Origin of the sequence: Rhodanobacter sp. A1T4, from assembly GCF_014207185.1 — a bacterium.
GTDB lineage: Bacteria > Pseudomonadota > Gammaproteobacteria > Xanthomonadales > Rhodanobacteraceae > Rhodanobacter.
This window is the reverse complement of the sequence record NZ_JACHCP010000002.1, coordinates 544,076-567,829: the sequence shown is the minus strand read 5'-3', so window position 1 is coordinate 567,829 and position 23,754 is coordinate 544,076. Positions and strand designations below refer to the sequence as shown.

Sequence of the window (23,754 nt, the reverse complement as noted above, 5' to 3'; positions counted from 1 at the left end):
TGCGGCCGGATTCGCTTGATGAGCCCATTCAGCGGTGCGTCGATGCGTTGCGTGGTGCTGCACATCGTCGGCGTCCTGCTGATGTTCGCAGGGGTGATGCTGGTGGCGCTCACCGCGCACAGCCTGATGAATTACCGCCTGGCTGCCAATCGGCACGGTGGCGAAATAATGGATCTGGGTAGCGATACCAGCCTGCAGACTGGCCAGTATGGCCACATGGCGAGAGTCGTTGGTACGCCGAGCGTAGTCGAGCCACCGAGCGATCCGGAGTTTGGCCAGAAGGTCAATACGCCGGTGCTTGTGCGACACGTGGAAATGTTCCAGTGGCGTGAGCTTCACTTTGGCAGCGCGATCAGTTACGAGCTCGCCTGGATGGATCGACTGCTCGATGCCAGTCGCTTTGACCAGCCGGTGGGTCACGCCAATCCCGCCAGTTTCCCTATCAGCGGCAAAAAATTCGACGCGACACTGGTGCAGATCGGTGGTTTCAGGCTCTCGCCTGAACTGGTTCGCGCACTTCCCGGTTCCGCGACCGTTGAACCGGATATGAAATCGCTGCCAGCCAATCTCGCGGCAAGCTTCAGTCCCTATCAGCAGTACCTGACAACCAGCACTCAACCGGATAGCCCAAGAGTGGGTGATGTGCGCGTGAGCTGGGACGAAATTCCGTTGCGGGAGATGACGATTTTTGCGCGCATCGACGGCGATCGGTTGGTGCCGGCCACCGACGTCGCCGACGGCAAGGGCTACGATATCGAGGTCGGCGAAGTGCCTCTGCTCGACATGCTGCCTGACATGCCGATTCCACCGGACTATCTGGTGTTTCGGCGGATAGCTGCCGTTTTGCTGGCTGCGTTGGGTGCCTTTGTATTGCTGGTGGCGCGCAATCGCCGCCGTGATCCGCTGCTGGCCCTGGGTCTGGGTGCGCTGGTGGTTGGCGTGATGTCCACCGTGCTTTGGCTCGGTAACGATACGTGGACCATGACCGCCTGGTTGCTGGTTACCGTGCTTGGCATGGCCTTGGCTGTCTGGCGGTTGCGCTGGCACAAGCGTCGAGCGACCGACAGGCTTTGAACACGACAATCATTTGGACGTCTATTTATTTCGCTTTGAACAGGTTCTCGTGTTCGATGAACCATAGTCCGGCGAACAGTTTCGGGTCGATGGAATAGCCCTCTGCCGCACGCGCAAACAACCATGCGCCAGCCTCATTGCGCGGCACCGCATGCACGATGATGTTTTCCGTTTCATCGCCGCCGCCGGCGCTGACCTTCTCCAGATCGTATGCGCGTACAAAGGCGATCATCTCGGTGCTCATCCCCGATGATGACGGTCCGCGATGAATGAACTCCAGGCGCTGGCAGCGATAGCCGGTTTCTTCTTCCAGTTCGCGCTGAGCAGCAAGTAACACGCCCTCGTCTGCTTGCTCGGCGATGTCGCCGACCAATCCCGCGGGCATCTCGATGGTGTGCTGCTGAATCGGCACGCGATACTGCTCGACGAACAATAGTTCGTCCTCGGGAGTCACTGCCAGAATGATCACGGCACCGGCGGGATTGGTGCGCTCGACATATTCCCAACGGCCGCGCTTGTACAGGCTCAGCCAGCGGCCTTGATAGAGCATTTCGACTGATGCATGAGCGTCGGCAGGTAGCGGATGAGTGTTGGGCTTCATCGGAGGTCTGATTTGGGGGCCTCGGCATGTTGCCGTGTCCGGGCCGGCACGACAACCGTGCGTGCGATCAGGCGCTGTGCTCCTGCGCGACCACGGGCACTGGTTTCAACCGTACCGCGAACGCGACGCCGGCGATCAGCAGTGCGATACCGAGCAGCGTCAATGGTGCAGGCATTTGACCGCGCAGCGCGAATGCATAGCCCAGTGCCGACAAGGTCTCGAACACGATCAGCTGGCCGGCCAGGGTCGTTGGAAGGCGTTGGCTGGCCTCGTTCCAGCACAATGTGCCCAGCCAAGAAGCGAACAAGCCGATGGCTACCATCAGCCCGATGAATAGCCCGGGCCGCGGGCCGAATGGCAACGCTAGCGGATGGCTGGTGGTGCGAGTGACCAGCCACAGCAAGGCATAGCCGGCCAGTGCCAGCGGCAGCACGGCGACGCCCTGCGCCGTGCTCCACACGCGCGGATGCCGATCGGGATGCGCGCGCAGCCAATCGGCATTGCGCAGCGGATACCAGGTCCAGCAGGCAACGGCTGCAATGGCCAACACAACGCCGAGCGCATAGTTGCTGCCATCGATGGGCGTCTGTTGCTGCAGGTCGAGCAGCTCAACCCGATTGACGCAGCCGATGCCGGCGGCGATCAGCAGCAGCGAAGGCAACAGCTGGCGCCAGCGCAGGGTGCCGTCGCGCTGCGTGTTGCGGTGATTCGCGCAGACCGCGATCACTACCGGCAAAGTGCCGATGATCATCGTCGGTAGCGGCGCCCCGACGCGCTGGATCGCGCTGGCTAGGCACAGGTAGTACAACAAGTTGCCGACCAAGGCGAGCTTGAGTGCTTCCAGCCAATCGCCACGGCTGAGTCGACGCAGACCGGCGCGGTCGAACCAGGCCAGCATCAGCGCAATCAGGCCGAACGCAAAATAGCGCCCGACCGATAGCAGGGCGGCAGGGTAATCAGGCAGCAACAAGGGGGCGATAAAGACCAGACCCCACATCAAGCCCGCAGCCAGGGCGTAGAGGATTCCGAGCGGCATGGTTCGGAGTATGGGTGAAAACCGCCCATTCGGCCCAGCGTCTGCTCAGCGCAGCAGGCTGCGCAGTCGGCTGCGGGTGAAGGCGCCGAAGTTCAGCTCGTCGCAAAGATTATCGAGACGGTTCTGTGCATCGGGCCGACGCAGCAGCGTATCGGCGGCGTTGGCTCCAGGTGCATCCAGCGCAATGCGTGTCAGGCGTCGATAGAGCCGCGCCTTTTCGCCGTGTTCGCGCAGCTTCAACGCGCAGGCGGCTGCGCCGCGAAAACGCAGGTAACCCACCTCATCGATGCGGTCGAGCAAGCTGTCCAGGCTGCCGAAATGCGTGAGCAGCGCGGCTGCTGTTTTCGCCCCCACGCCGGGTACGCCGGGAATATTGTCCACGGCGTCGCCGCATAGCGCGAGGTAGTCGGCCACCTGATGCGGGTGAACGCCGAGCCGCTCATGCACGCCGGCCGGTCCCCAGCGCAGGCTGCGTGCGTAATCCCATTGCTCGTCGTGTTCACCCAACAGCTGACCGAAGTCCTTGTCGGCGGACACGATCACGCTGCGCCAGCCCAGGGCACGCAGGTTCCACACAGTGCTGCCGATCAGGTCGTCGGCCTCGAAGCTGTGGTCGATCATCAGGTGGATGCCGAGCGCTTCGGTGATGGCGCGGCACTGCACGAACTGCCGTTCGAGATCCGGCGGCGGCAATTCGCGGTTGGCCTTGTAAGCGGGATAGATCGCGTTGCGAAACGAGCTGGTCAGCGATGCATCGAACGCGACCGCGATATGTTCGGGTTGTGCACGTTCCAGCAGTTCGCACAGAAAGCGGGTGTAGCCATGCACCGCGTTGATCGGATGGCCGGCCACATCGAAAAATTCGTTCGGCATCGAATGCCAGGCGCGAAATACATACAGGCTGCCGTCGACCAGGTGCGCCGTGGGTGTGGACTTTATTGCCGGACTTACGGCTTCCATGTGCTGAGCAGGCCTTTCAGTGCCGGGCGATCGCGATCGGGTACGTCGATCTGCGCCGTGCCCATGTGGATAAAGGCGATCACATGTTCGTTTTCTTTCAACTTGAGCAGCGCCGCCACGTCGGGATCGTACGCGGCCCAGCCAGTTAACCATTGTGCACCGATGCCAAGCGCGTACGCGCCGATCAGGATGTTCTGTGCGACGCAACCAGCGGTCATCTGCTGTTCGATCGCCGGTACCTTGCTGTGCTTGTCGATGCATGCCACCAGCACCAGCACCAGCGGCGCGAACGTGTAGCGCCGACGCTCCTTGTCCAGCCTGGCGTCGGACATATCCGCATCCTTGCGTATGGCAATGTCAGCGACCTGTTCGCCGAAGCGCTGCTTCGACTTGCCTTTCAGCTTGATCAGACGAAACGGCACCAGTTTGCCGTGGTCCGGTACACGAACGGCTGCTTTCAGCAATGCATGCAAAGTCGCCTTGTCTGGCGCTGGCTCACCGAGTTGGCTTGAGGGAACGGAGTGGCGCTGCAGAAGCAGCGAGAGCGGATCGGACATGATGCAACTCGGTGATACAAAGAAGCTCATGCTAACTGGCGAAACGTTCTCTGGCGACTTTCGGCCACGTTAGGCCAGTAGCCGGTTTGGCAGTTGTGTTGCAGGTAGCGATTGGCTTGCCGCCGTGCTTTTTCGCTACATGTCTTTTTTTCTTAAAGAAAACGCCACAGAGTTCTCCTATGGTGGTCGGTGCAGGGGGACAACATGCACAAAGGAAGGTAGTCATGAAGCTTCGTTACATGTCATTCGCGCTGCTTGGCGCGACATTGATGATTGGCACGGCAGCGCATGCCCAGGACAACTACAGCAACGGCATATTCAAGCAGGCAAAGGCGCAGTCGTTTCCATGCAACAACTCGCAGTTTCTGCAGGACCAGCAGGAATTCGAAAACGGCGAAATCAGCGCCGATCAGTTTGAGGACGTTTGTGGCATGGTGACGGCCGTGTTGCCTGCTAAGAAAACCCGTAGCGGCAATCACGGCTATTTCTACGTACAGGTTGCCTCGGGCGTTACCATCGAAATCGTTTCCGATCTCGATCAGATGAATGCCCCGAAGTGGCCATGGGTTGCGGTAGGCGATACCACCTATGTGCAGGGTCGTTACTACTACGACAACGACGACAGCCAGGGTATCGACTGGACCCACCATGGAACCAGCAGCTCGTGGCCGCATGCCGGCTACGTTGTGGTTAACGGCACCGAGTATCAGTAAATCCTGATCGCTCGGTCCTGATCGAAGAAACGGCGCTACATGCGCCGTTTTTTTATTGAAGGACTGTTCGAATTTTCGGGGTTGACCGTATTCGGGGCTGACCGTAATCGCGCCATCAATATCCTGCCATCAATGCGGCAGGGAGCGAAGTAGCGTATCGAGGCCGCCCCAGGCGATCTGAACACCGATGCAGAGCAGGATGAAAGAGATGAGGCGCTGTACGCCGTTGAACGCATGCTCGGGAATCTTGCGCGCCAGTACGGGAGCATAGCCATAGCTGAGGAAAACCAGCACAGCCAATAGCGCAGACGCCACAAAAATGGAGGCGTGCGCCAAAAGAATGTCTGTCCAGCTGTGACCGGATGCGTTTGCACTGAGCGTCAGCACGACCACGATCGTGCCGGGACCAACAGTCAGGGGAAACGTCAATGGGTAGAAGACTTTATCTATCGCTGCATTACTGTCGCTTTCGATGGCTGCGGCAGCAGGGGTCGCAGCATCCGGAGCATTGAGCATTCTCCAACCCATGGCTGCGAGCGTAATGCCGCCACCTACCTGCAGGATCGGCAGGGAAATGCCGAAAAATTTCAGTATCCAGGCGCCAAGCAGCTCGACCACCGCGATAAAGATCAACATGTTGATCGCGATACGCAAAGCCAGTTGGCGATATACCGCTGGCGGTTCCACGCCAACGATGCCCAGAAAGATCAGCGCCGACCCTACCGGATTGACGATCGGCAGCAGCGCGGCGAAGGCCAGCGGGATGAAATGCAGCGCGTAGTCGAACATGGTCCGGTGTTCTCAAAAGTTTGCTGAGTATTGGCGCCCTGATCCTGCAACTGTGATCGCTGACGATTTCGATTTTCGCCTATACCATGTCCACGACAGGACCGGAACGATCAGCCTGACTCCGACAACTTGAACGCGCCAGGCAGCAGTGCTGCCACCGTCGTTTGATGCCTGTCATCGCGCAGGTTCGCCAGCAGCACCGGCATGGCGTCGGCGCACAGTTCGGCCATCACCTGGCGGCAGGAGCCACAGGGGCTGATCGGGCCGGAGCAGTCGCCGACGACGGCGATGGCGGCAAAGTCGCCGGGCTTGCAGCCGGCGGCAATCGCGCTGAACAGTGCGGTGCGTTCGGCACAGTTGCACAGGCCGTAAGCAGCGTTCTCCACGTTGCAGCCGCTGAACTGGCGGCCGTCGTTGGTCAGCAAGGCGGCACCGACGAGAAAGTGGGAGTAGGGCGCGTAGGCAAGCTCGCGCGCAGCGTGTGCCGCTGCCAACAGTGAATCGAATGAATTCGGTGCAGACATCGCGATCTCCGGTGACCCCGAACGATCCATACCATCGCTGCCGGCGGGCCAGCTTACTCTGCCAGTAGCGCGCCGCAAACCTGGCAGAACCCAAGCACCCGAGTGCCGCTAAGATAGCTGGACCATATGAAGGGAACTGCCTCATGCCGATCACCGTAGCTGCCTTGCGTGAAACCGCACCGGGAGAACGCCGCGTCGCGATCACGCCGGAGATGGCCAAGAAGCTGCGTGGCAAGGGTCTGCGCATTCTGCTCGAACATGACGCGGGGCGTGCGGCCGGGTTTCCTGACGGCCTTTATATCGATGTCGAATTTGCCGATGTCGCCGGTGTGCTGGCACAAGCAGACCTGCTGGCCTGCGTGCTGCCACCGGACGATGCGGTGCTCTCGCAGTTGCGTGAGCGCGTTATCGTGGTCGGTCAGCTGCGGCCATATGGTGCGCCTGAGCGCGTCGCAACGCTGAGCGCGCACAAGCTCACGGCGTTTTCGCTGGAGCTGCTGCCGCGCACTACCCGTGCGCAGGCGATGGATGTGCTGAGTTCGCAGGCAGCGGTCGCCGGTTATCGCGCGATGCTGATTGCAGCCGAGTCGTCGCCCAAATTTTTCCCGATGCTGACCACGGCAGCAGGCACCATTCGGCCGTCCAAAGTGCTGGTGATCGGTGCGGGTGTAGCGGGACTGCAGGCGATTGCCACAGCGCGTCGGCTCGGCGCGCAGACGGAGGGCTATGACGTGCGGCCGGAAACCCGTGAGCAGGTCGAATCGCTGGGTGCCAAGTTTCTGGAGCTGGGCGTCAGCGCGGCGGGCAGCGGTGGTTATGCGCGCGAGCTTTCCGCCGAGGAGCGCATCGCGCAGCAACAGGCGTTGGGTGAGCATCTGAAAACGGTCGATGTGATTGTGAGCACCGCGGCGGTGCCGGGTCGGCCGGCGCCGAAGATTCTCACTGCGGCCATGGTCGACGGCATGAAGCCGGGTGCGCTGATCGTCGATCTCGCTGCCGAAAGCGGCGGCAACTGCGAGCTGACCAGACCGGGCGAGCGGGTCGAGCACGGCGGCGTGGTGATTCTCGGACCGTTGAATCTGTCGGCCGGCGCACCGCTGCATGCGTCGGAAATGTACGCGCGTAACGTCTATAACTTCGTCGAGTTGCTGGTACATGACGGTGCGCTGCAGCCGGATTTCAATGACGAGCTGGTGGCAAAAAGCTGCTTGAGTCACGCCGGCGAAACGCGTTTCGCTGGTTGAAACAACAGACCCTGAAATAGCACGCCGTAAAACCAAAGGCCCCGCACATGGCGGGGCCTTTGGTTGTTAGTGCTCTGGGGTACCAGCGGGCGGCAATCCTTGATGCTCTGACCAATGCATGCGTTGACCGGGTGGTATCGCCTGCCATTGTTGCATCAGCCGATCGCGCTGCTCCGGCGGCAATTCCTGAAAGCGCTCGAACGCGGCGTGCAGTTTTGCGCGCTGCTCCGGTGGCAATTGGCGAAACTGTTGCACGTTGGCCCGTGCCTGTTTGCGCTGGTCGGGCGTCATTTCTTGCCAGTGGGCGATGCGCAGGCGCACTTCATCACGTTTTTCCGGTGGCAGGGTCACCCAGTGTTCGGCTTTTTGCAGCATGTTCTGCTGCCGGCTTGGCGGCAGCGTGTCCCACTTGTCCCGCAGCGGCGACAGCACGTCGCGCTGCGCGGGATTCAGACTGCTCCATGGCCGCGGCGGCGGAGGCGGCAAGTTCTGATCTTGTGGCGGCGGTGGAAAATCCTGCGCGTGCAGCGGCGTGGCGATCGGGCCAGCAAGCAGCGCTGCCAGCAGCATCGCAACCCCCAGTGAAAAAAATCGGCCCATGGTTCAGCGATTCACCGGCTGATTGTTCGATGCATTGTTGGCGGCCAGCCAACCGTAGAAATCGAGATTCTGGTAGAGATTGGGGTCGGTCTTTTCCGCATCGGGTGGCAGGTCGTTGTCCACATCCGCGCTCTGATCGGCAGCGTTGATGGCGTGGTTCGTCGGCACGGCCGGACCGCGCGACAGCGGCTGCCAAACCATCAGCATCGCGAAGGCGACAGCAGCGAATGCGCTGCTCGGGATCAACCAGCGGGCAGTGTGGCGCGGTGGCGATTTGGCGGCATCCAGCGCCTGTCGACGCACGGCGCGCAGGCGCCCGGCCGTAACCGGGTCGATGCGCTGGCTGGCCTCGCGAAAAAGCTCGCGGGCACGTTGCGCGATGCGCTCATCGCGTTGATCGGCCTGATCACCGGGTTGATGATCGGATGTCTTGTTGCCAGGCGTAGTCATCGCCAGTCCTCCAGTTGGTCGCGCAGATGATGCATCGCGCGCGACAGATGTGTTTTGACGCTGCCTTCGGAGCAGCCCATGGAACGGGCCGTTTCCGCGACATCCAGACCTTCCAGCATGCGCAACATGAAAGCCTCGCGCTGGCGCTGCGGCAGCTTTTTTACAGCGTCGGCCATGTCCGCGTACGACTGCGAATCGTGCAGCCGGTCGAGCGGGCCGGGGCCGCGATCGGCAGGCTCCCAGACGGGCATCTCGTCGCCTTCGTCATCGCGACCACCGCCGAGCCAGCCCACCACGATCGAACGCACCTTGCGGCGACGCTGCAGATCGACGATGCGTCGGCGCAGGATGCCCCAGAACAGCGGCGGCCACTCGGCGGCAGGCTTTTCACGGTAGTGCTTGACCAGCCGCAGCATGGCGTCCTGCACCGCGTCCATCGCATCCTCGCGATGGCGCAGATTGAGTTCGGCCATGCGGAAGGCGCGCCGTTCGACCTGCGCCAGAAAGGCGTCCAGCGTGGCAGGGGTTTCGCGTGCACTGTCCAGCAGCAGCTCGGCTTCCAAGGTACCGGCCACCGTGCTCATGGCCACTGCGTCCGCATCGTCAGTTGATGCATGCTCAGGCTCCAGCGGTTCGACTCCTGTAATCAACGCAGCAGGCTCGCACGGGTTGACTGGCAACCGTATAGTGTGCGGATAACTAAGTCCTGGCGGGGTGGGGTCATGATCGACGGTTTCCTGGCGCTGTACATCTTCATGCTTGCTGCATTTACCGGCTATGAAATCATCGCGCGGGTGCCGGTGATCCTGCATACGCCACTGATGTCGGGATCCAACTTTGTGCACGGTATTGTGCTGGTTGGGGCCATGATCGCGCTAGGCCATGCCCAGACACCGCTGGAAATGACGATCGGCTTCATTGGTGTGCTGCTTGGCGCGGGTAACGCTGCCGGTGGCTATGTGGTGACGGAGCGGATGCTGGAGATGTTCAAGTCCAGCAAGCCTGACGCGGGCAAATCGGCCATCGGCAAGGAGGCCAAGTGATGATCTGGCTGCCGAGCCTGATCAAGGCCTGTTATTTTCTCGCCGCACTGCTGTTCATCTTGGGTCTCAAGCGCATGAGTTCGCCGCGCACCGCGCGCGGTGGCATCGTATGGGCGGGCTACGGCATGTTGGTGGCGGTGCTGGCCACATTCTTCCTGCCGGACATGCACAACCGCGGATTGATCATCGCGGCGGTAGTGGTCGGGGTAGGCGCGGCGTGGTGGAGCGGTCGGCGTGTGGCGATGACGGCCATGCCGCAGATGGTAGCGCTGTACAACGGCATGGGCGGCGGGGCGGCGGCGGCGATCGGTGCGGTCGAGCTGATCGGCTACGTGCGCAACCTGCTGGCCTCCCACTGTATTCCCGACACTTCGCCACTGCGGCCGGAGGCCTGGGCAATCGACGCACCGCACCCGGTCATCCCGGTAGTGCCGCTGTCGCCGATCGAGCTGACGTTGGGCGTGCTCGGTGCGCTGATCGGTGCGGTGAGTTTCTCCGGCTCGCTGATCGCGTTTTCCAAGCTGCAGGGCTGGCTCGACAGGCGCTTTGTGTTTCCGGCCCAGCGTGCGGTCAACCTCTTGTTGCTGGCCGTGGCGATTGTGGTCGGCATTCTTCTGGTCAGCGGCTACGCCAGCTATCCACTGATCGCCGCATTTTTCGCGCTGGCGCTGCTCTTCGGCCTGATGATGACGCTGCCGATCGGCGGTGCCGACATGCCGGTGGTGATCTCGCTGTACAACGCGTTCACTGGCTTGGCGGTGGCTTTCGAAGGCTTTGTGCTAGGTAACGAGACGATGATCATCGCCGGTACGGTGGTGGGCGCGGCAGGTACGCTGCTGACCCAGCTGATGGCCAAGGCGATGAACCGCTCGATCGGCAACGTGCTGTTCGGCAGCTTCGGTGCTGCCGGTGGCGAAGCGAAGGCCATTGACGGTGCGCAGAAACCGGTCGACGCGGCTGACGCAGCGGTGATGATGGCCTATGCCGAGCGCGTGGTCATCGTGCCCGGTTACGGCATGGCCGTGGCACAGGCGCAGCACAAGGTGTGGGAGTTCGCGCAGCTGCTGATCAAGCGCGGCGTGAAAGTAAAGTTTGCCATCCACCCGGTGGCCGGCCGCATGCCGGGCCACATGAACGTGCTGCTGGCCGAAGCCGGCGTGCCGTACGATCTGATCGCCGACATGGACGAGATCAACCCGGAGTTCCCGGCGACCGATGTGGCGCTGGTGATCGGCGCGAATGACGTGGTCAATCCGTTGGCCAAGACCGATCCGGCCTCACCGATCTACGGTATGCCGATTCTCGACGTCAGCAACGCCAGGCACGTGATTGTGGTGAAGCGCGGCAAGGGCACCGGTTTTGCGGGCATCGAGAACGCGCTGTTCTATGCCGATAACACCCGCATGCTTTATGGCGATGGACAGGCGGCGGCGGGCGAGCTGGTGACCGAGTTGAAGTCGTTGGACGCCTGACTATTTCGGCTGTTTCTTGATCGGCAACGGGCGCAGGCCTAGCCAGGCCGCCAGCAGCATGGCCAGCAAGGTCCACACCACATCCGAAGTCGAGAAGCCGATGCGCGCCAGCTGCCAAAGCATGCCGGTGCCGGCGGTAAGCAGGGTATCGACGATGCCCAAGCCCATACTGCCGGCAATCTGCGCCGCGGCAATCAACATGCTGACGTAGATTTCCGCCAGCAAGGTGGCCAGCGCGGCCAGCGCGGCGGCAACATTGCCTGGTTTGCGAACGCTGTTACGGATGGCCCAAGCCAGGATGGCGGCGACGGGCAACACCAGCCATGGCATCGGTTGCCGCTGATAAACCGTCACCACCATCCACAGTGCGCCGGCAGCCAGCCCAAGCATCGCGGCGATGAAGGTGGAAAAGACCAGGCTGACGATGGACCGCACGCTCATCGGCAGCCACGCGACAAAAAGGGGGTAGGCAAGGGCTGCGGCGTTGGGCAGCTTTGGGTCGTGCAGTGCGCCATCAAGCATCCATCCATCGGGCAAAGCAGCCATCATAGCGTGGCTGGCCCACGGCCAATTCTTGAGTTCCACGATTTTGGCCTGATCTTTCTGGGGTCAGTTCGCTTCGCGGACGGCATAATAGGCAACCCGACGCGGCGTTCCATGCCGTACTTGGTGATGTTTTCTCGCAGACAGCGTATTTGGCAGGTGGCATGAGCGGTTTCAGTTTGAGCAGCGAACCTTTCACTCTGCAGCGCGACTGCAGCGCGGTGATGGTGCCGCAGGGCGATGTGGTGGAACTTCCGGCCGGCCAGATCGGCTATATCACGCAGGCGCTGGGTGGCAGCTTTACTGTGTATGTCGAAGGCAACCTGTTCCGCATTGCCGGCAAGGAGGCCGATGCATTGGGCAAGGAGTTGCCGCCACCGATCGAAGTGGCCGCCAACGCCACTGACGCGGATGTGGAAAAAGTCGCGTGGGATCAACTGCGTACCGTGTTCGATCCGGAGATCCCGGTGAACGTGGTGGAGCTCGGTCTGGTCTACGATCTCAGCCTGGAACACACCGAATCCGGCGAGCGCAAGGTCTACGTCAAGCTCACGCTCACCGCACCGGGTTGTGGCATGGGCGACATCCTGGTCGACGACGCACGCACCAAGCTGGAGATGATCCCCACGATCATCGAGGCGGATGTTGACCTCGTGTTCGACCCGCCGTGGACGCATTCGATGATGTCCGATGCCGCCAAGCTCGAAACCGGGATGCTTTGAGCGCGCATAGCGGCTAATCAGGCGTAAGTTTTAACGACATGGCGATCTCAGGCTCGCTTCAATTCGCGAAATATCGCGAATTCGCCCAAGGTGCTTCAGGCCCATAGGCTCGGTTTTCCGTGGTATTTCCGGCTTTCTACGATCTTTAGCCAAATCTGTGAGCTAATCGATGGTCGTAAGAAATATTCATATTGCCTACTAATATCGTAAGTAATAACGTCTAATGGTCTGGCTGACGGTCGGTTGATCGATAGATCTGCTCATCAAGTTACCGCCGCCGGTCAGCACCGCGTTTGAAATCGGCCTTGCGTGCCAAGGCCAGGGGACGCGAGCAGAACCCCGGCCTCGCCGGGCAGTCACCGAGTGCGAAGCCGTGCCGCCAGCACGGCGAATTTGAATGGGGTCCTCATGGCCGCATCGGGCGGTCTTGTCCCCAATACATCGTGGAGCTCTCACCCTAATGCTCAACACTTTCCGTTCGAAGCTTATGGTTGCAACGATTGGCATGGTCGCCGCCTCCACGGCTACCGCTGCCACCACTCAAACCCTGCGTGCTCAAAATCTCGGCGCTCAGCCGGTCAGTTCGCTGGCCACACGTCTGAACCTTGGACAGGATATGACGCTAGTGGCACGCGGCGCGGTGTCGCTCGCCAACGGTACGCAGGTTGTCCGTCAGCAGCAGTTCTATCGCGGCGTGCCGGTTTACGGGCGCAGCATCGCCGTGGTGCAGGATGCCAGCGGCAATGCATTGCGTGCCACCGGAGACCTGATGCAGGGCACACCATCCGACCTGATCTCGGCCGTTCCAACGCTGACGCCAGCTGCGGCGCTTGCGGTGTTGAAAGGACATGTACATACCGTAGTGGTTGCCGGTGCATCCATCCAAAATCAGCAGACTGATCTGTTCGTCTATCCGCAGGACAACGGTCCGACGCGGCTGGTCTATCGCGTCTCGTACTTTGTTGATGACGCGAAAAATCCGACTCGGCCGACCGCGATCATCGACGCCAGCACTGGCGAGGTAATCCAGAGCTGGAACGGCCTGACCGACGCCACGGCCAATGGACCCGGTGGCAACACGAAGACCGGTATGTACACCTATGGCACCGAATACGCCGCGCTCAATGTGACGCAGTCGGGTACGACCTGCACGCTGAAAAACACCGACGTCAGCACGTACAACCTCAAAAATGCCACCTCCGGGACCGGCACTCTGGTGAGCTTCATTTGTCCGACCAGCAATACCGATGCCATCAACGGCGCCTACTCGCCGGCCAATGATGCGCATCACTTCGGCAGCGTGGTGCACGACATGTATCAGGGATATACCGGCGGCAACCCGCTGAGCTTTCCGCTGGTGATGAAAGTGCATTATGGCAAAAGTTACGAGAATGCCTTCTGGGACGGGTCGGTGATGAGCTTCGGCGACGGTGCCACCACGTTCTACCCGTTGGTCTCGCTCGACGTGACCGGCCACGAGATCAGCCACGGCTACACCGAGCAGCATTCGGCATTGCAGTACACCGGCCAGTCCGGCGGCATGAATGAAGCCTATTCGGATATCGCCGGTGAGGCGTCGGAGTATTTCGACCGCGGCAAGAATGATTTCCTGGTCGGCGCCGACATCATCAAGAATGGCACGGCGTTGCGCTATATGTGCAACCCGCCGCAGGACGGCGGCTCGATCGACAACGCCGCCAACTACACGTCCAGTCTTGACGTCCATTACTCCAGCGGCGTCTACAACAAATCGTTCTGCCTGCTGGCCAAGACCTCTGGTTGGGATACCAAGAAAGCGTTCCAGGCCTACGCGCTCGCCAACAAGGTCTACTGGACTGCCACTTCAACCTTCAACTCCGGCGCCTGCGGCGTAGAGTCGGCAGCGACCGATCTGGGTTACAACAAGGATGACGTGATCGCCGCGTTCGCCGGCGTGGGCGTGACCTGCCCGGGCACCGGTGGCGGCAGTACTGGCGGTTTGCAGAATGGTGTGGCCGTGACTGGACTTGCCGCCGCCAAGGGTGGTGTCTTGAGTTACACCGTGACCGTGCCTTCAGGCTCCGGCACCCTGACCATCGCCATATCCGGTGGCACCGGAGACGCTGATCTCTACGTAAAGCTGGGTTCGGCACCGACTACCAGCAGCTACGACTGCCGCCCATACAAGACTGGCAATGCCGAAAGTTGCACCTTCAGCGCGCCGTCCGGCACGTACTACATCAATCTCAACGCTTACGCCGCTTTCTCGGGTGTTTCGCTGAAAGCCAGCTGGTAAGTCCAGCCGCGGACAGGGAAGATCTGCAACCTCGAAAGGGATAAATCGAAACGGGCCCGACGCTATTCGCCGGGCCCGTTTTGTTGTGTTTCGCACAGACGGCAAGAGCGCTGTCGACTGCTCGACAGAACAGAGCTGGCTCAGTCCGCTGCTTCCTCGAAGCGATTCGCATCACGATTTTTGCGCACCTTGGCTGGATCCCATATGCGACCATTCATCGCGATGTATACGCCATCGGGCAAGGTCTGCACGGCAGCCACCGCACAACCGATATTGAACACCGCGTCGGAACCCTGGAATCGCGCCGGGTTCAGTGCGCCGGTCAGTACGATCACCTTGCCCTCGATATGCGCCAGCTCGCGGGCAGTCTCCACCATCGTGTCGGTGCCGTGGGTCACCAGCACATGCCGTTGCGCCTGGCCCTCGATCGTCGAGCGCACCAGTACGCGGTCTTCTGCACCCATGTGCAGGCTGTCCTTGCGCAGGATCGGAATCACGTCAAACTGAAACGCCACGCCGAGTTGGGCGAGAATCTCGCCGATCTGCGGTGCGCCGATCTTGTAATCCGACTTGTCGTCAAAATAGATCTTGTCGATGGTGCCGCCGGTGGTGACGATGGTGAGATGCTGCATAGGGATGGGCCAGGGTTGATGACTCGCTTATTTTAGCTGGTGCGGCCAAGTAGTGCTTATCAACTTTGTTTCTTCAGCTCTTTGGTTTTGATCAGTCGATTGAGACGAAGAGCCTCGCTGTCAGAGCCATAACAAGGGTCAAGCCAGCAACAATTCCGTATCCGCCGCATCCTGCGTACTTAACCGCAACAAACCATGTCCCACAAAACGCCGTAACGCGGCTGCTGGCCTGGCATCGCCCCGCGCGGCTGACCACGTCGCCTGACGCGCCAGCAACGCGGCCGCTGCGCATCGCACCAACGTAATTGCCAACCCACGCGCGCCAGCTTCCAGCGAGTCACGACTCGCACGCTGAGTGTCCAGAAACGTCGCCGCGTCATCAAGCGCTGCATAAATCGTGTTGATCGAACGCGCATCCTCGCAACCGTCCAGCCATCCATCGACCGCAGTGCGCAGGGAGGCAAAACTGCCGCCAGCCAATGCGCGCAGGCTGTCCAGCGACAATACGTTGGTCGTGCCCTCCCAGATCGAATACACCTGTGCATCGCGCAACAGCTGCGGCAGGCCGGTGTCCTCGATGTAGCCGGCGCCACCGAAGCATTCCAGTACTTCGGAACAGATCTTTACCGCCAGCTTGCCGGTCCAAAGCTTGGCCAGCGGCGTCAGTAGACGCAGCAGCAGCGTTTCGTGTGGAGCGGCGATGTGCTGCTCGACACGGCCGAGTAGATGCGTTACTTCGAACGTCAGCGCAAAGGCGCCATCGAACTCCGCCTGTATGTCAGCCAGCGTCTGGGCGTGCAAGGGCTGCTGAATCAATGGACGTCCAAACGATTCGCGGCGCGCCGCGTAATCGCGCGCCAGGCTGATCGCACGCGCCATGCTCGCAATGGCGCACACTGCGTTCCAGGTGCGGGTGACGTTGAGCATCGGCGCGATCTGCCGCACGCCGTTGGCCAGTTCACCCAGCGGCCAAGCGGGCAGGCCATCGAGATGAATTTCCGCGGTAGGCAGTTCGTGCGTGCCGAGTTTGTCCTTCAGTCTATCGATGACCAGCTGCGGCTTGCGTTGCGCGCCATCCATCGTCTCGACGAAAAACAACGCCAGTGCACCGGTGCCTTCACCTGCACCCTCGGGCCGCGCCAGCGCCAGCGCGGCTTCACCGACTACCGCTGAGCTGAACCATTTGCGGCCGTGTAACCGCCACTGGCCATCGGTGTCCCGCCGCGCGATGGTTTCGGTGTTGCCGACGTCGGAACCGCCTGCGTTCTCGGTCATCCACTGACCGCTTAGCCAAAAGCTTGATGCTTCACGGCTCAGGAAATGCGGCAGCGCGTGATCGATCAACGCCTTGTTGCCGGAGGCTTTCAGCGCAGTAGCCGCGCCATCGGTCATCGCCAACGGGCAGGTGTAGAACTCGCTGGCCACGTGGTACAGATACACGCGGGCAAACTGTTCCAGTCGTGCGTATTCGTTGTTCGCATGGCCGGCTGCAAGCACGGAATGGCGCGTAGTGAGCTGCGGGCCCTCCAGCCAGGCCGTGGTCAACTCGATGCGATCGACTCGACGGCCCCATGCATCCCATTGCGTCAGCACGGGCTTGCGTCGCGTGCTGTTGCCCACGCGCTGCCATGCCATCTGTGCGTAATCACCCAAGGCATCGAGATCGGCATCCAGCGCGACCCGCCGATCAGTTGGCAGTGCGCGGTCAAGCAGTGCGCGTAACAAGCGGTCGCTGCGATAAGGGTGAGCCAGTTGCGGGGCATCCTGCAGGAAGGCCATGGCGTTCTCCATCCAGAGTCGAAGTACCAAAGTATAGGCATGCAAGCAGTTGGCTGGCTGTGCTGGCATCATCGAAGGCAACTTCACTGTGCAGGTAACGATCATGCGATTTTCCGAAGCGATGCAATCTGTCACCCGACACGGCGACAGTTGGCAGGCGACAGTCAGCGAGGACTGGCTGCAGGGGCGCAGCGCCTTCGGCGGACTGCAGGCGGCGCTGGCTTTGCGCGCGATGCGCGAATTGGTGAGTGCAGACATACCGCTGCGCAGCCTGCAGACCACCTTTGTAGCGCCGGTGCCGGCAGGTCAAATCACCCTTCACGCGCGTTGCCTGCGCGAAGGGCGCAGTGCGGTTCAGATCGAGGCAAGTCTATGCGACGGCGATCAGACCCTGTGCCGGCTGGTCGGCGTGTTCGGTAGCGCGCGACCTTCGGTGCTCAACTTTCAGCCCGAGCAGGCAGCCGTCGAAAGCAAGGTGTCGCGCGAGCTGCGCTATGTGGAAGGGCAGATGCCTGCCTTCACGCAGCATTTCCACGCGCGCTGGCTGCGGGGCGACCTGCCCTTCACTGGTGGCCGGCAGCGCGACAGCACGCTGCAGATTTCACTGCGCGACGAAGGCGTGCCCGATGAGACACATGTGCTCGCCTTCGCTGATTTCATACCGCCGATCGCGCTGGGTATGTTCGACAAGCCCACGCCGGGCAGTTCGCTCACCTGGATGATCGAGTTGCTGCGCGACCGTTACGATGACCTCGGTCTCGACGACTGGCGCGTCGACGCCGAGCTCATCGCCGCCCGCGACGGTTATACCAATCAAGGCGTGATGCTATGGGGTCCGCGCGGCGAACCAGTGGCGTTGAGCAGGCAGAGCATGGTTGTGTTTGGATGAAAGACTGGGGACTTTCCGCGTGTCGCTTGCCCCGTTGTAGGCTCACGCTCATGCGATTCTGAGCGTATCGAGCATTTCATGTCCTCATACCCGCCATCTGCGATGTCTCGCTTCACATCACTGGCCGGTCTGAGCCGCTGGCGAATCGCCGGTGTCGTGTTTGTATTCCTGTGGTTTTTGCTGGGCGGCATCGCGCATTTTGCGGCCACTCAAACGGAAATGCGGATCGTGCCACCTTACATTCCGTGGCCACGAGCGGCGGTGCTGGTGAGTGGCGTGTTCGAGTTGCTGGGTGCTGCCGGGTTGCTTTGGGGCAAGACGCGCCGCGCGGCAGGTATTGGCCTGTTCATCCTGACGTTGGCGGTGACGCCAGCACACATCTACATGCTGCAGTATCCGGCGTTGTTTGGCGTTCCGTACTGGGCGCTGATTGTGCGCCTGCCGGTGCAGGCCGCGCTGCTTGCACTGATTGCGTGGAGTACAGCGACGCCCAAGACACGTAATGGCAGGTAGTCTCGATAGTGTTGAATCGGCATCATCGCCACGGGTTGTTGTCCCATGGGTCGAGTCGCTACTCGATGCCACCTTCATGATTTGCCAAGCCAAAGCGAGAGGTTCCCGCCTTGATTTCAGATATTGACGTAGTGCTTCGACTGTTGACCGCCGCTGTGCTGGGTTCGGTGATCGGCGTTAATCGTGGTCGGCTCGAGTGGGCGGCGGGGCTGCGCACTCATATGCTGGTCAGCGTGGGCGCTGCCTTGGCGGTGATTGTTTCCGCTTACGGATTCAGCCACGCAATCGAACAGGATCACGTGGTACTGGACCCTTCCCGCATCGCCGCACAGGTGATCAGCGGCATCGGTTTTCTGGGCGCGGGTACGATCTTGTTTCTGCAGAAAGAACAGGTGATCAAGGGGCTGACCACGGCGGCGAGTCTTTGGGCTGTGGCCGCTGTTGGTCTGGCTGCCGGCACCGGCCTTTATTTTCCCGCCGTTTTCGCGACTGCCATTCTATGGGTCATTCTTGCTCTGCTGAAGCCGATCGAGCGACGATTTGTTCGGCCTCGCCGAAAGTACACGTCGATACAGGTAGCAGTGACGCAAGGCTCGGCGCTCTCGGCGGTCGAAGCGGTACTCGCAAGCTTTCATACGCCGGTGGATCACATGCTGTTGCGCCGGGATGCCGACGGTCAGGATCGGGTGATCATCCGTTTCGCTGCGGATTTTCCGGCCGACAAGCTGGCCGCCATCGCGGATGCGTGTCGCGAGATTGAAGGCGCTGAGGCCGTGTCATTTACTACGGCGGGCAAAGTAACGCCGTAGTTTTGTACTGGTCAACGCCTGAAGCCATCACGCACTTTTGTCTCACCGCCTGACACATTGCCGTGATACGTATGAGTGAACACATGGAGATGGTGATGACTGAACCGGTGACGGTACCGACTGCTGAAGGTGTGCGGCGATACCCGCGTACGGAGGGCTATTTTCCCGAGCTGCCGGCGATTGAGCTGTTTCCAGATCTGGACAAGCCGTGCACCTGCACCCCGGCATGCCGGTCGCGTTGCGGCGGCGAGTGCGGTTGCGCGGCGTGCCACATGCAGTTCTCGGTCTGGCGCGAAGAGCGCGGTGTGCCGGCGATTCGGCCAACGGAGCCAGATCACGAGGTGCAGCTCAAACGGTATCGCGGTGAAGTGCGCTAAACGAAGGCTGCATGCCGGACTAGCGCGATCTTGCATTCGGCGTCACATTCATTGACCGTATGGTCGGTCTTTCCGCAACAGCTTCATTCAAAGAACATTGACTTGAAGAGGAAATCTCATGAAAGCACGTTGGCTTGTTTTGGCAGGCGCCCTTGTTCTCGTTGGTTGTGGCAAAGATCATCAGGGCAGCGAGACGTACGATGTGTCGATCCTGCGTGAGACTCAGTGCGTGGCCGCGTCCGAACGCTTTCAGCTTTATGACCAAGCCAAAAAGCACACCGAGCATGCGAACGGCGCAGAAGACGAGCGCTTCGACAAGACCAAGCTGCGCAGTGATCTGGGTTTGAAACTTAAAGAGGCGCGAATCTCGATGATTTCCCAGGACAAGTCCTACAACGCCGAATACCTGAAAAACCGCTGCAACACGGAAATGTCGCAAGACCAGTTCAACGCCGCTGAATAAGTTATTCGATCGTTTCACAAGTCGTCGGGATTTTCATGAAAGCTCTTGTTTGCAACGCATTCGGCCCGATCGAAGATCTGAAAGTTGAAGACGTTGAATCGCCATCCGCTGGCCCCGGGCAAGTGGTGGTTGCCATCAAGGCGGCGGCGCTCAATTTCCCTGATGCGCTGATCGTGCAGGGGTTGTATCAGGTCAAGCCGGCGTTGCCGTTTTCGCCAGGTGCCGAGTTTGCGGGTGTAGTGAAAACCGTGGGCGAAGGAGTCAGTCACCTGAAAGTCGGTGACCGCGTGATGGCGTTGGTGCCGCACGGCGGGCTGGCTGAAGAATGCGCGGTGGATGCGCGCGGCGTGATTCCGTTGCCCGATGACATGGATTACGCGACCGGTTCGGCACTGCTGTTGACTTACTGCACGTCGTTGCACGCGCTGAAGGACGTGGCGAAGCTTGCGGCGGGCGAAACGTTACTGGTGCTAGGCGCATCCGGCGGAGTCGGCATTGCGGCGATCGAGATCGGCAAGTTGATGGGTGCGCGCGTGATCGCTGCGGCATCGAGCGAGAAAAAGCTCGCGCTGTGCCGAGAGCACGGTGCCGATGAAACGATCGACTACGTGCGTGACGATCTGCGCGAGCGCGTGGATGCGCTGACCGAAAAACGCGGTGTCGATGTGGTCTATGACGCAGTCGGCGGTGCTTACAGCGAGGCTGCGCTGCGAGCGACCAGCTGGGGTGGACGCCTGCTGGTCGTTGGATTCGCGACAGGCGAGATTCCGCGGATACCGTTGAATCTCGCCTTGCTCAAGGAGCGCGAGATTCTGGGCGTCTACTGGGGTGACTGGGCCAAACGTAACCCCAAGCTTCAGCAAGCTCATCTATTGCAGTTGCTGGACTGGTTTCGCAATCAACAGATTGCCCCGCCGGTGACCGAACAACTGCCGCTGGCTGGCGCTGTCGATGCACTGCAACGCATGGCAAAACGTCAGGTGCGCGGCAAGGTCGTGGTGTTGATCGATAAGTAGGCAACGGCGCACGGTGGGGCGAAGTGCTGGATGGCCTCGGCTGAGGTAGCGAGAGCAGCTCCTTCGCCCACCCAGGACGTGCCCGTGGCAGCTATCCACCTGCCATCCGTCCGGAAGTCATGCAGCGTGTTACTCGCTTGCCGTTTACGACTGTGTCGTTGCAAGCGACAGCGTGCTGGCCCGACGTTTTGACCATGAGTCTAGGTAAAAGCCGCGTTTCCATGCATATTGGCCCCATAAACGGGGTCGATAGCTGTCGAATGACCAAGCAGCGTGTTGGTTTTGGGGCAATGGCGAGCAACACGATTACCGAAGGTTGCTTTGGTATTCCTACATTTGAGCAATTCATGGATAACCGTTCTCCCATTGATCGCGACATTGCACTGATCTCCCGATCAGACGCTGTGCCCACGATATTGGAAGTGGTGGCGCGCACGACTGGCATGCGCTTTACCGCGGTGGCGAGAGTCACCGATACCCAGTGGGTTGCCTGCGCCGTCTACGACCGCATCGAATTTGGTCTGAAGCCCGGTGGCGAACTGGTGCTCGAGTCCACCATCTGCAACGAAATTCGTGGGCATCATCAGCCGGTGTTATTCGGGAGTGCCAGCGAGCACGCGCTTTTTTCGAACCATCCGACACCCAAGTTGTACGGATTCGAAAGCTATATCTCGATTCCCATTTTTCTTTCGGATGAAAGCTTTTTCGGGACGTTGTGTGCAATCGACCCTGCACCCGCGAAGCTCGATGATCCCGAACTTCTCAAGACGCTCCAGCTTTTCACCCAGTTGATTGCCGCGCAGTACGAGACCGAGCAGCGCAGGGATGCTGCCGAGCTGGCATTGGTTGATGCGCAGTCGACCGCGCGACTACGCGATCAGTTTGTTGCTGTGCTGGGTCATGATCTTCGCAATCCCGTGCAATCGATCAGCATGGGTGCCGATATGCTGGAGCGCGATCTGCCCGACGGACGCGAGCGGCGTGTCGCAAAGCATATCCAGCGCAGCTGCCAGCGCATGTCGGAGTTGATCAACAACGTGATGGATTTTGCACGCGGCAGGCTGGGTGAAGGTATCTCGGTTTCACTTGAACGTAGCCACGATCTTGCCGGCGATCTGGAGCATGTTGTATCGGAAATTCAGCGCGTGCATCCCGATCGAAAGATCGAAGTCACCATGTCGCTGGATCGAACCTTTCGCTGCGATCGCCGTCGCATCGCCCAGTTGCTCGGCAACCTGCTTTCCAATGCCGTAACACACGGATCGGACAAAGCGCCAGTGCGCGTTTTCATGACCAGCACGGAGTCCGCCTTCGAGCTTGCGGTGGAAAATGCGGGCAAGCCGATCGAGGGGGACAAGATCGAACGTTTCTTCCAGCCCTTTACGCGAGGTACATCCGCCTCACCACGCCCCGGTCTGGGGCTCGGCCTGTACATCGCTGCGGAGATCGCGAAAGCGCATGGCGGCACGCTGCAGGCTGCCTCGGATGCTTCAGCAACGCGATTCGCTTTTCACATGCCGCTCGACTGCGACGAGACGAGCCAGCCTGGGCTCACGAATGCGGGTGCCTGATTGTAGGTTGAGCTGAGCAAAGCGATGCCCAACCTGCTGATGCTATGAACGTTGGAATTTACAAGCTTCCCGCCCCCCACGGCATCAACGCAACGACGACCTCTCGGGTTGATCCGGACGTCGCCGTACACCGGCACCCAGGGTACCTATCAATAACAGGTTGAGCGCTACTTCGATCAATGCCAGCCAGCGTTCGCCGGCTGAACTCCACGCCTCTGCGATGCCGTGACAGAAATAGAACAGGCTGAGGATGCCGACCCAGAGCAGGGCACGTCGCGTATTGCGAATGGCCAGCAGCGGCAGCAGCAGCGGCACGACCGTGATGGCGAGCACCAACCACAGTGGAACGGTTTGCGCCGGTACCAGCCACGCATGCCAGACGAACTGGAGTAGCACCAGCATGGCCCAGGCACACAGTCCCCAGCGTTGCTCGGCAGGCAGGTGCGAACTCATGCGCTGGCCGCCAGCTTGCGGGCGGTGTCGGCCAGCCGTCGGCCCAGGGCCCGGGCCAGGTCGCGTTCGTGATCGCTGATCGGGTTGTCCCCCTTGCCGCCGGTGACGTGGCTTGCGCCGTAGGGCGTGCCGCCGGTTTGCGTGCTGCTGAGTGCGGCTTCGGTATAAGGCAGACCAAGCAGGAACATGCCGTGGTGCAGCAGCGGCAGCGCCATGGTCAGCAGGGTGGATTCCTGACCGCCATGCATGCTGCTGGTGGAGGTGAACAGCGCGGCCGGCTTGCCGACCAGCGTGCCGTTGGCCCATTCGGCGCCTGTGCTATCGAGAAAGTATTTCAGCGGCGCGGCCATATTGCCGAAGCGCGTGGGGCTGCCCATGGCCAAACCGATGCATTCAAGCAGGTCCCGCTTCTCCACGTAGGGTGCACCGTCTTCCGGCTCAGGCGGCTGCGCGGTTTCGGTGACAGGTGCGACGGGCGGCACCTGGCGCAGGCGCGCACGCATGCCGGCTACTTCTTCGATACCGCGCGCGATAAGTCGCGCGAGCTGTGCCGTATGGCCGGTTCGGCTGTAGTAGAGAACGAGGATGTCGTGGTTCATGCAGTGATCCTTAAGGGCGCGTGATGGGCCGGTGCGTTGAGGCTTTCACG

28 protein-coding genes are annotated in these 23,754 nt (G+C 60.8%); 14 read left to right on the top strand and 14 right to left on the bottom strand.

The window, feature by feature from the left end; genetic code table 11:
• Window positions 1-18: 18 nt before the first annotated feature.
• A complete protein-coding gene (locus tag HDE80_RS05825; RefSeq protein ID WP_184668653.1) occupies window positions 19-1,074 on the top strand; it encodes a TMEM43 family protein in 1,056 nt (351 codons plus the stop codon).
• Window positions 1,075-1,099: 25 nt separating this feature from the next.
• On the opposite strand, the gene HDE80_RS05820 is transcribed toward HDE80_RS05825, so the two are convergent.
• The 4 genes from HDE80_RS05820 to HDE80_RS05805 form a co-directional block, all read right to left on the bottom strand.
• On the bottom strand, window positions 1,100-1,675 hold the full coding sequence (locus HDE80_RS05820) for an NUDIX hydrolase (protein WP_184668649.1): 576 nt from the start codon (window positions 1,673-1,675) through the stop codon (window positions 1,100-1,102).
• A gap of 67 nt (window positions 1,676-1,742) precedes the next feature.
• Window positions 1,743-2,711 carry a DMT family transporter gene (locus HDE80_RS05815; RefSeq protein WP_184668647.1) on the bottom strand — a complete coding sequence of 323 codons (969 nt, stop codon included), beginning with the start codon at window positions 2,709-2,711 and terminating at the stop codon, window positions 1,743-1,745.
• 45 nt (window positions 2,712-2,756) lie between these two features.
• The gene (locus HDE80_RS05810; protein ID WP_184668645.1) at window positions 2,757-3,671 is read right to left on the bottom strand and encodes a 5'-3' exonuclease H3TH domain-containing protein; all 915 of its coding nucleotides are present in this window, start codon (window positions 3,669-3,671) and stop codon (window positions 2,757-2,759) included.
• Window positions 3,659-4,228, bottom strand: coding sequence for a nitroreductase (locus HDE80_RS05805; RefSeq protein ID WP_184668643.1), 570 nt, complete (start codon window positions 4,226-4,228; stop codon window positions 3,659-3,661). The genes HDE80_RS05810 and HDE80_RS05805 overlap by 13 nt, the downstream gene beginning before the upstream one ends.
• A 224-nt stretch (window positions 4,229-4,452) precedes the next feature.
• Between HDE80_RS05805 and HDE80_RS05800 the strand changes: the two genes are divergently transcribed.
• The gene (locus tag HDE80_RS05800; protein WP_221437431.1) at window positions 4,453-4,941 is read left to right on the top strand and encodes a hypothetical protein; all 489 of its coding nucleotides are present in this window, start codon (window positions 4,453-4,455) and stop codon (window positions 4,939-4,941) included.
• Between the two features lie 129 nt (window positions 4,942-5,070).
• On the opposite strand, the gene HDE80_RS05795 is transcribed toward HDE80_RS05800, so the two are convergent.
• Both HDE80_RS05795 and cdd read right to left on the bottom strand, forming a co-directional pair.
• Entirely contained in the window at window positions 5,071-5,730 is a 660-nt protein-coding gene (locus HDE80_RS05795; RefSeq protein ID WP_184668640.1) for a MarC family protein, read from the bottom strand.
• 110 nt (window positions 5,731-5,840) lie between these two features.
• Window positions 5,841-6,254 carry a cytidine deaminase gene (cdd, locus tag HDE80_RS05790; protein WP_184668638.1) on the bottom strand — a complete coding sequence of 138 codons (414 nt, stop codon included), beginning with the start codon at window positions 6,252-6,254 and terminating at the stop codon, window positions 5,841-5,843.
• A 143-nt stretch (window positions 6,255-6,397) separates the two neighbouring features.
• Between cdd and HDE80_RS05785 the strand changes: the two genes are divergently transcribed.
• Window positions 6,398-7,498 carry an NAD(P) transhydrogenase subunit alpha gene (locus HDE80_RS05785; RefSeq protein WP_184668636.1) on the top strand — a complete coding sequence of 367 codons (1,101 nt, stop codon included), beginning with the start codon at window positions 6,398-6,400 and terminating at the stop codon, window positions 7,496-7,498.
• Between the two features lie 66 nt (window positions 7,499-7,564).
• Here HDE80_RS05785 and HDE80_RS05780 read toward each other — a convergent pair whose 3' ends face one another.
• Genes HDE80_RS05780 through HDE80_RS05770 form a run of 3 tightly spaced genes read right to left on the bottom strand, consistent with a single transcriptional unit; the run spans window position 7,565 to window position 9,132 of the window.
• A complete protein-coding gene (locus tag HDE80_RS05780; protein WP_184668635.1) occupies window positions 7,565-8,098 on the bottom strand; it encodes a DUF3106 domain-containing protein in 534 nt (177 codons plus the stop codon).
• A gap of 3 nt (window positions 8,099-8,101) precedes the next feature.
• Window positions 8,102-8,548 carry a DUF3619 family protein gene (locus tag HDE80_RS05775; protein ID WP_184600899.1) on the bottom strand — a complete coding sequence of 149 codons (447 nt, stop codon included), beginning with the start codon at window positions 8,546-8,548 and terminating at the stop codon, window positions 8,102-8,104.
• Complete coding sequence (locus tag HDE80_RS05770; RefSeq protein ID WP_184600900.1) at window positions 8,545-9,132, bottom strand: RNA polymerase sigma factor; 588 nt, start codon at window positions 9,130-9,132, stop codon at window positions 8,545-8,547. The genes HDE80_RS05775 and HDE80_RS05770 overlap by 4 nt, the downstream gene beginning before the upstream one ends.
• A 138-nt stretch (window positions 9,133-9,270) precedes the next feature.
• Here HDE80_RS05770 and HDE80_RS05765 point away from each other — a divergent pair, with 138 nt between their 5' ends.
• Window positions 9,271-9,591 (top strand): NAD(P) transhydrogenase subunit alpha, encoded by a 321-nt coding sequence (locus HDE80_RS05765; protein WP_184600901.1) that lies wholly within the window; start codon window positions 9,271-9,273, stop codon window positions 9,589-9,591.
• On the top strand, window positions 9,591-11,063 hold the full coding sequence (locus HDE80_RS05760) for an NAD(P)(+) transhydrogenase (Re/Si-specific) subunit beta (protein ID WP_184600902.1): 1,473 nt from the start codon (window positions 9,591-9,593) through the stop codon (window positions 11,061-11,063). The genes HDE80_RS05765 and HDE80_RS05760 overlap by 1 nt, the downstream gene beginning before the upstream one ends.
• Here the strand turns inward: HDE80_RS05760 and HDE80_RS05755 are convergent, their stop codons facing one another.
• On the bottom strand, window positions 11,064-11,609 hold the full coding sequence (locus tag HDE80_RS05755) for a hypothetical protein (protein ID WP_255483589.1): 546 nt from the start codon (window positions 11,607-11,609) through the stop codon (window positions 11,064-11,066).
• A gap of 161 nt (window positions 11,610-11,770) precedes the next feature.
• Between HDE80_RS05755 and sufT the strand changes: the two genes are divergently transcribed.
• Window positions 11,771-12,328 (top strand): putative Fe-S cluster assembly protein SufT, encoded by a 558-nt coding sequence (sufT, locus tag HDE80_RS05750; protein ID WP_184600903.1) that lies wholly within the window; start codon window positions 11,771-11,773, stop codon window positions 12,326-12,328.
• Window positions 12,329-12,788: 460 nt separating this feature from the next.
• The gene (locus tag HDE80_RS05745; RefSeq protein ID WP_184668633.1) at window positions 12,789-14,603 is read left to right on the top strand and encodes a M4 family metallopeptidase; all 1,815 of its coding nucleotides are present in this window, start codon (window positions 12,789-12,791) and stop codon (window positions 14,601-14,603) included.
• 140 nt (window positions 14,604-14,743) lie between these two features.
• On the opposite strand, the gene HDE80_RS05740 is transcribed toward HDE80_RS05745, so the two are convergent.
• Both HDE80_RS05740 and HDE80_RS05735 read right to left on the bottom strand, forming a co-directional pair.
• A complete protein-coding gene (locus tag HDE80_RS05740) occupies window positions 14,744-15,235 on the bottom strand; it encodes an asparaginase domain-containing protein (RefSeq protein WP_184600905.1) in 492 nt (163 codons plus the stop codon).
• Between the two features lie 138 nt (window positions 15,236-15,373).
• A complete protein-coding gene (locus HDE80_RS05735) occupies window positions 15,374-17,014 on the bottom strand; it encodes an acyl-CoA dehydrogenase family protein (RefSeq protein ID WP_184668631.1) in 1,641 nt (546 codons plus the stop codon).
• A 103-nt stretch (window positions 17,015-17,117) separates the two neighbouring features.
• Between HDE80_RS05735 and HDE80_RS05730 the strand changes: the two genes are divergently transcribed.
• From HDE80_RS05730 to HDE80_RS05700, 7 genes are all read left to right on the top strand, one after another.
• The gene (locus HDE80_RS05730; protein ID WP_184668629.1) at window positions 17,118-17,903 is read left to right on the top strand and encodes a thioesterase family protein; all 786 of its coding nucleotides are present in this window, start codon (window positions 17,118-17,120) and stop codon (window positions 17,901-17,903) included.
• 78 nt (window positions 17,904-17,981) lie between these two features.
• A complete protein-coding gene (locus tag HDE80_RS05725) occupies window positions 17,982-18,416 on the top strand; it encodes a hypothetical protein (protein ID WP_221437430.1) in 435 nt (144 codons plus the stop codon).
• A gap of 110 nt (window positions 18,417-18,526) precedes the next feature.
• Window positions 18,527-19,225: an MgtC/SapB family protein gene (locus HDE80_RS05720; RefSeq protein ID WP_184600907.1), complete on the top strand. Its 699-nt coding sequence runs from the start codon at window positions 18,527-18,529 to the stop codon at window positions 19,223-19,225.
• 95 nt (window positions 19,226-19,320) lie between these two features.
• Window positions 19,321-19,602, top strand: coding sequence for a hypothetical protein (locus HDE80_RS05715; protein ID WP_184600908.1), 282 nt, complete (start codon window positions 19,321-19,323; stop codon window positions 19,600-19,602).
• Window positions 19,603-19,720: 118 nt separating this feature from the next.
• Entirely contained in the window at window positions 19,721-20,065 is a 345-nt protein-coding gene (locus tag HDE80_RS05710) for a hypothetical protein (RefSeq protein ID WP_184668627.1), read from the top strand.
• A 35-nt stretch (window positions 20,066-20,100) separates the two neighbouring features.
• Entirely contained in the window at window positions 20,101-21,081 is a 981-nt protein-coding gene (locus HDE80_RS05705) for an NADPH:quinone oxidoreductase family protein (protein ID WP_184668625.1), read from the top strand.
• A gap of 347 nt (window positions 21,082-21,428) precedes the next feature.
• Window positions 21,429-22,652: a GAF domain-containing sensor histidine kinase gene (locus tag HDE80_RS05700; protein ID WP_184668623.1), complete on the top strand. Its 1,224-nt coding sequence runs from the start codon at window positions 21,429-21,431 to the stop codon at window positions 22,650-22,652.
• An 84-nt stretch (window positions 22,653-22,736) separates the two neighbouring features.
• On the opposite strand, the gene HDE80_RS05695 is transcribed toward HDE80_RS05700, so the two are convergent.
• Both HDE80_RS05695 and wrbA read right to left on the bottom strand, forming a co-directional pair.
• Window positions 22,737-23,105 carry a DUF2069 domain-containing protein gene (locus HDE80_RS05695; protein WP_184668621.1) on the bottom strand — a complete coding sequence of 123 codons (369 nt, stop codon included), beginning with the start codon at window positions 23,103-23,105 and terminating at the stop codon, window positions 22,737-22,739.
• The gene (wrbA, locus tag HDE80_RS05690; RefSeq protein WP_184668619.1) at window positions 23,102-23,704 is read right to left on the bottom strand and encodes an NAD(P)H:quinone oxidoreductase; all 603 of its coding nucleotides are present in this window, start codon (window positions 23,702-23,704) and stop codon (window positions 23,102-23,104) included. The genes HDE80_RS05695 and wrbA overlap by 4 nt, the downstream gene beginning before the upstream one ends.
• Window positions 23,705-23,754 lie beyond the last annotated feature (50 nt).

Bases quoted from the DNA above. Each gene is read 5' to 3' on its own strand.
- HDE80_RS05825 (WP_184668653.1), top strand. From the start codon at position 19: ATGAGCCCATTCAGCGGTGCGTCGATGCGTTGCGTGGTGCTGCACATC.
- HDE80_RS05820 (WP_184668649.1), bottom strand. From the start codon at position 1,675: ATGAAGCCCAACACTCATCCGCTACCTGCCGACGCTCATGCATCAGTC.
- HDE80_RS05815 (WP_184668647.1), bottom strand. From the start codon at position 2,711: ATGCCGCTCGGAATCCTCTACGCCCTGGCTGCGGGCTTGATGTGGGGT.
- HDE80_RS05810 (WP_184668645.1), bottom strand. From the start codon at position 3,671: ATGGAAGCCGTAAGTCCGGCAATAAAGTCCACACCCACGGCGCACCTG.
- HDE80_RS05805 (WP_184668643.1), bottom strand. From the start codon at position 4,228: ATGTCCGATCCGCTCTCGCTGCTTCTGCAGCGCCACTCCGTTCCCTCA.
- HDE80_RS05800 (WP_221437431.1), top strand. From the start codon at position 4,453: ATGAAGCTTCGTTACATGTCATTCGCGCTGCTTGGCGCGACATTGATG.
- HDE80_RS05795 (WP_184668640.1), bottom strand. From the start codon at position 5,730: ATGTTCGACTACGCGCTGCATTTCATCCCGCTGGCCTTCGCCGCGCTG.
- cdd (WP_184668638.1), bottom strand. From the start codon at position 6,254: ATGTCTGCACCGAATTCATTCGATTCACTGTTGGCAGCGGCACACGCT.
- HDE80_RS05785 (WP_184668636.1), top strand. From the start codon at position 6,398: ATGCCGATCACCGTAGCTGCCTTGCGTGAAACCGCACCGGGAGAACGC.
- HDE80_RS05780 (WP_184668635.1), bottom strand. From the start codon at position 8,098: ATGGGCCGATTTTTTTCACTGGGGGTTGCGATGCTGCTGGCAGCGCTG.
- HDE80_RS05775 (WP_184600899.1), bottom strand. From the start codon at position 8,548: ATGACTACGCCTGGCAACAAGACATCCGATCATCAACCCGGTGATCAG.
- HDE80_RS05770 (WP_184600900.1), bottom strand. From the start codon at position 9,132: ATGAGCACGGTGGCCGGTACCTTGGAAGCCGAGCTGCTGCTGGACAGT.
- HDE80_RS05765 (WP_184600901.1), top strand. From the start codon at position 9,271: ATGATCGACGGTTTCCTGGCGCTGTACATCTTCATGCTTGCTGCATTT.
- HDE80_RS05760 (WP_184600902.1), top strand. From the start codon at position 9,591: ATGATCTGGCTGCCGAGCCTGATCAAGGCCTGTTATTTTCTCGCCGCA.
- HDE80_RS05755 (WP_255483589.1), bottom strand. From the start codon at position 11,609: ATGGCTGCTTTGCCCGATGGATGGATGCTTGATGGCGCACTGCACGAC.
- sufT (WP_184600903.1), top strand. From the start codon at position 11,771: ATGAGCGGTTTCAGTTTGAGCAGCGAACCTTTCACTCTGCAGCGCGAC.
- HDE80_RS05745 (WP_184668633.1), top strand. From the start codon at position 12,789: ATGCTCAACACTTTCCGTTCGAAGCTTATGGTTGCAACGATTGGCATG.
- HDE80_RS05740 (WP_184600905.1), bottom strand. From the start codon at position 15,235: ATGCAGCATCTCACCATCGTCACCACCGGCGGCACCATCGACAAGATC.
- HDE80_RS05735 (WP_184668631.1), bottom strand. From the start codon at position 17,014: ATGGCCTTCCTGCAGGATGCCCCGCAACTGGCTCACCCTTATCGCAGC.
- HDE80_RS05730 (WP_184668629.1), top strand. From the start codon at position 17,118: ATGCGATTTTCCGAAGCGATGCAATCTGTCACCCGACACGGCGACAGT.
- HDE80_RS05725 (WP_221437430.1), top strand. From the start codon at position 17,982: ATGTCCTCATACCCGCCATCTGCGATGTCTCGCTTCACATCACTGGCC.
- HDE80_RS05715 (WP_184600908.1), top strand. From the start codon at position 19,321: ATGACTGAACCGGTGACGGTACCGACTGCTGAAGGTGTGCGGCGATAC.
- HDE80_RS05710 (WP_184668627.1), top strand. From the start codon at position 19,721: ATGAAAGCACGTTGGCTTGTTTTGGCAGGCGCCCTTGTTCTCGTTGGT.
- HDE80_RS05705 (WP_184668625.1), top strand. From the start codon at position 20,101: ATGAAAGCTCTTGTTTGCAACGCATTCGGCCCGATCGAAGATCTGAAA.
- HDE80_RS05700 (WP_184668623.1), top strand. From the start codon at position 21,429: ATGGATAACCGTTCTCCCATTGATCGCGACATTGCACTGATCTCCCGA.
- HDE80_RS05695 (WP_184668621.1), bottom strand. From the start codon at position 23,105: ATGAGTTCGCACCTGCCTGCCGAGCAACGCTGGGGACTGTGTGCCTGG.
- wrbA (WP_184668619.1), bottom strand. From the start codon at position 23,704: ATGAACCACGACATCCTCGTTCTCTACTACAGCCGAACCGGCCATACG.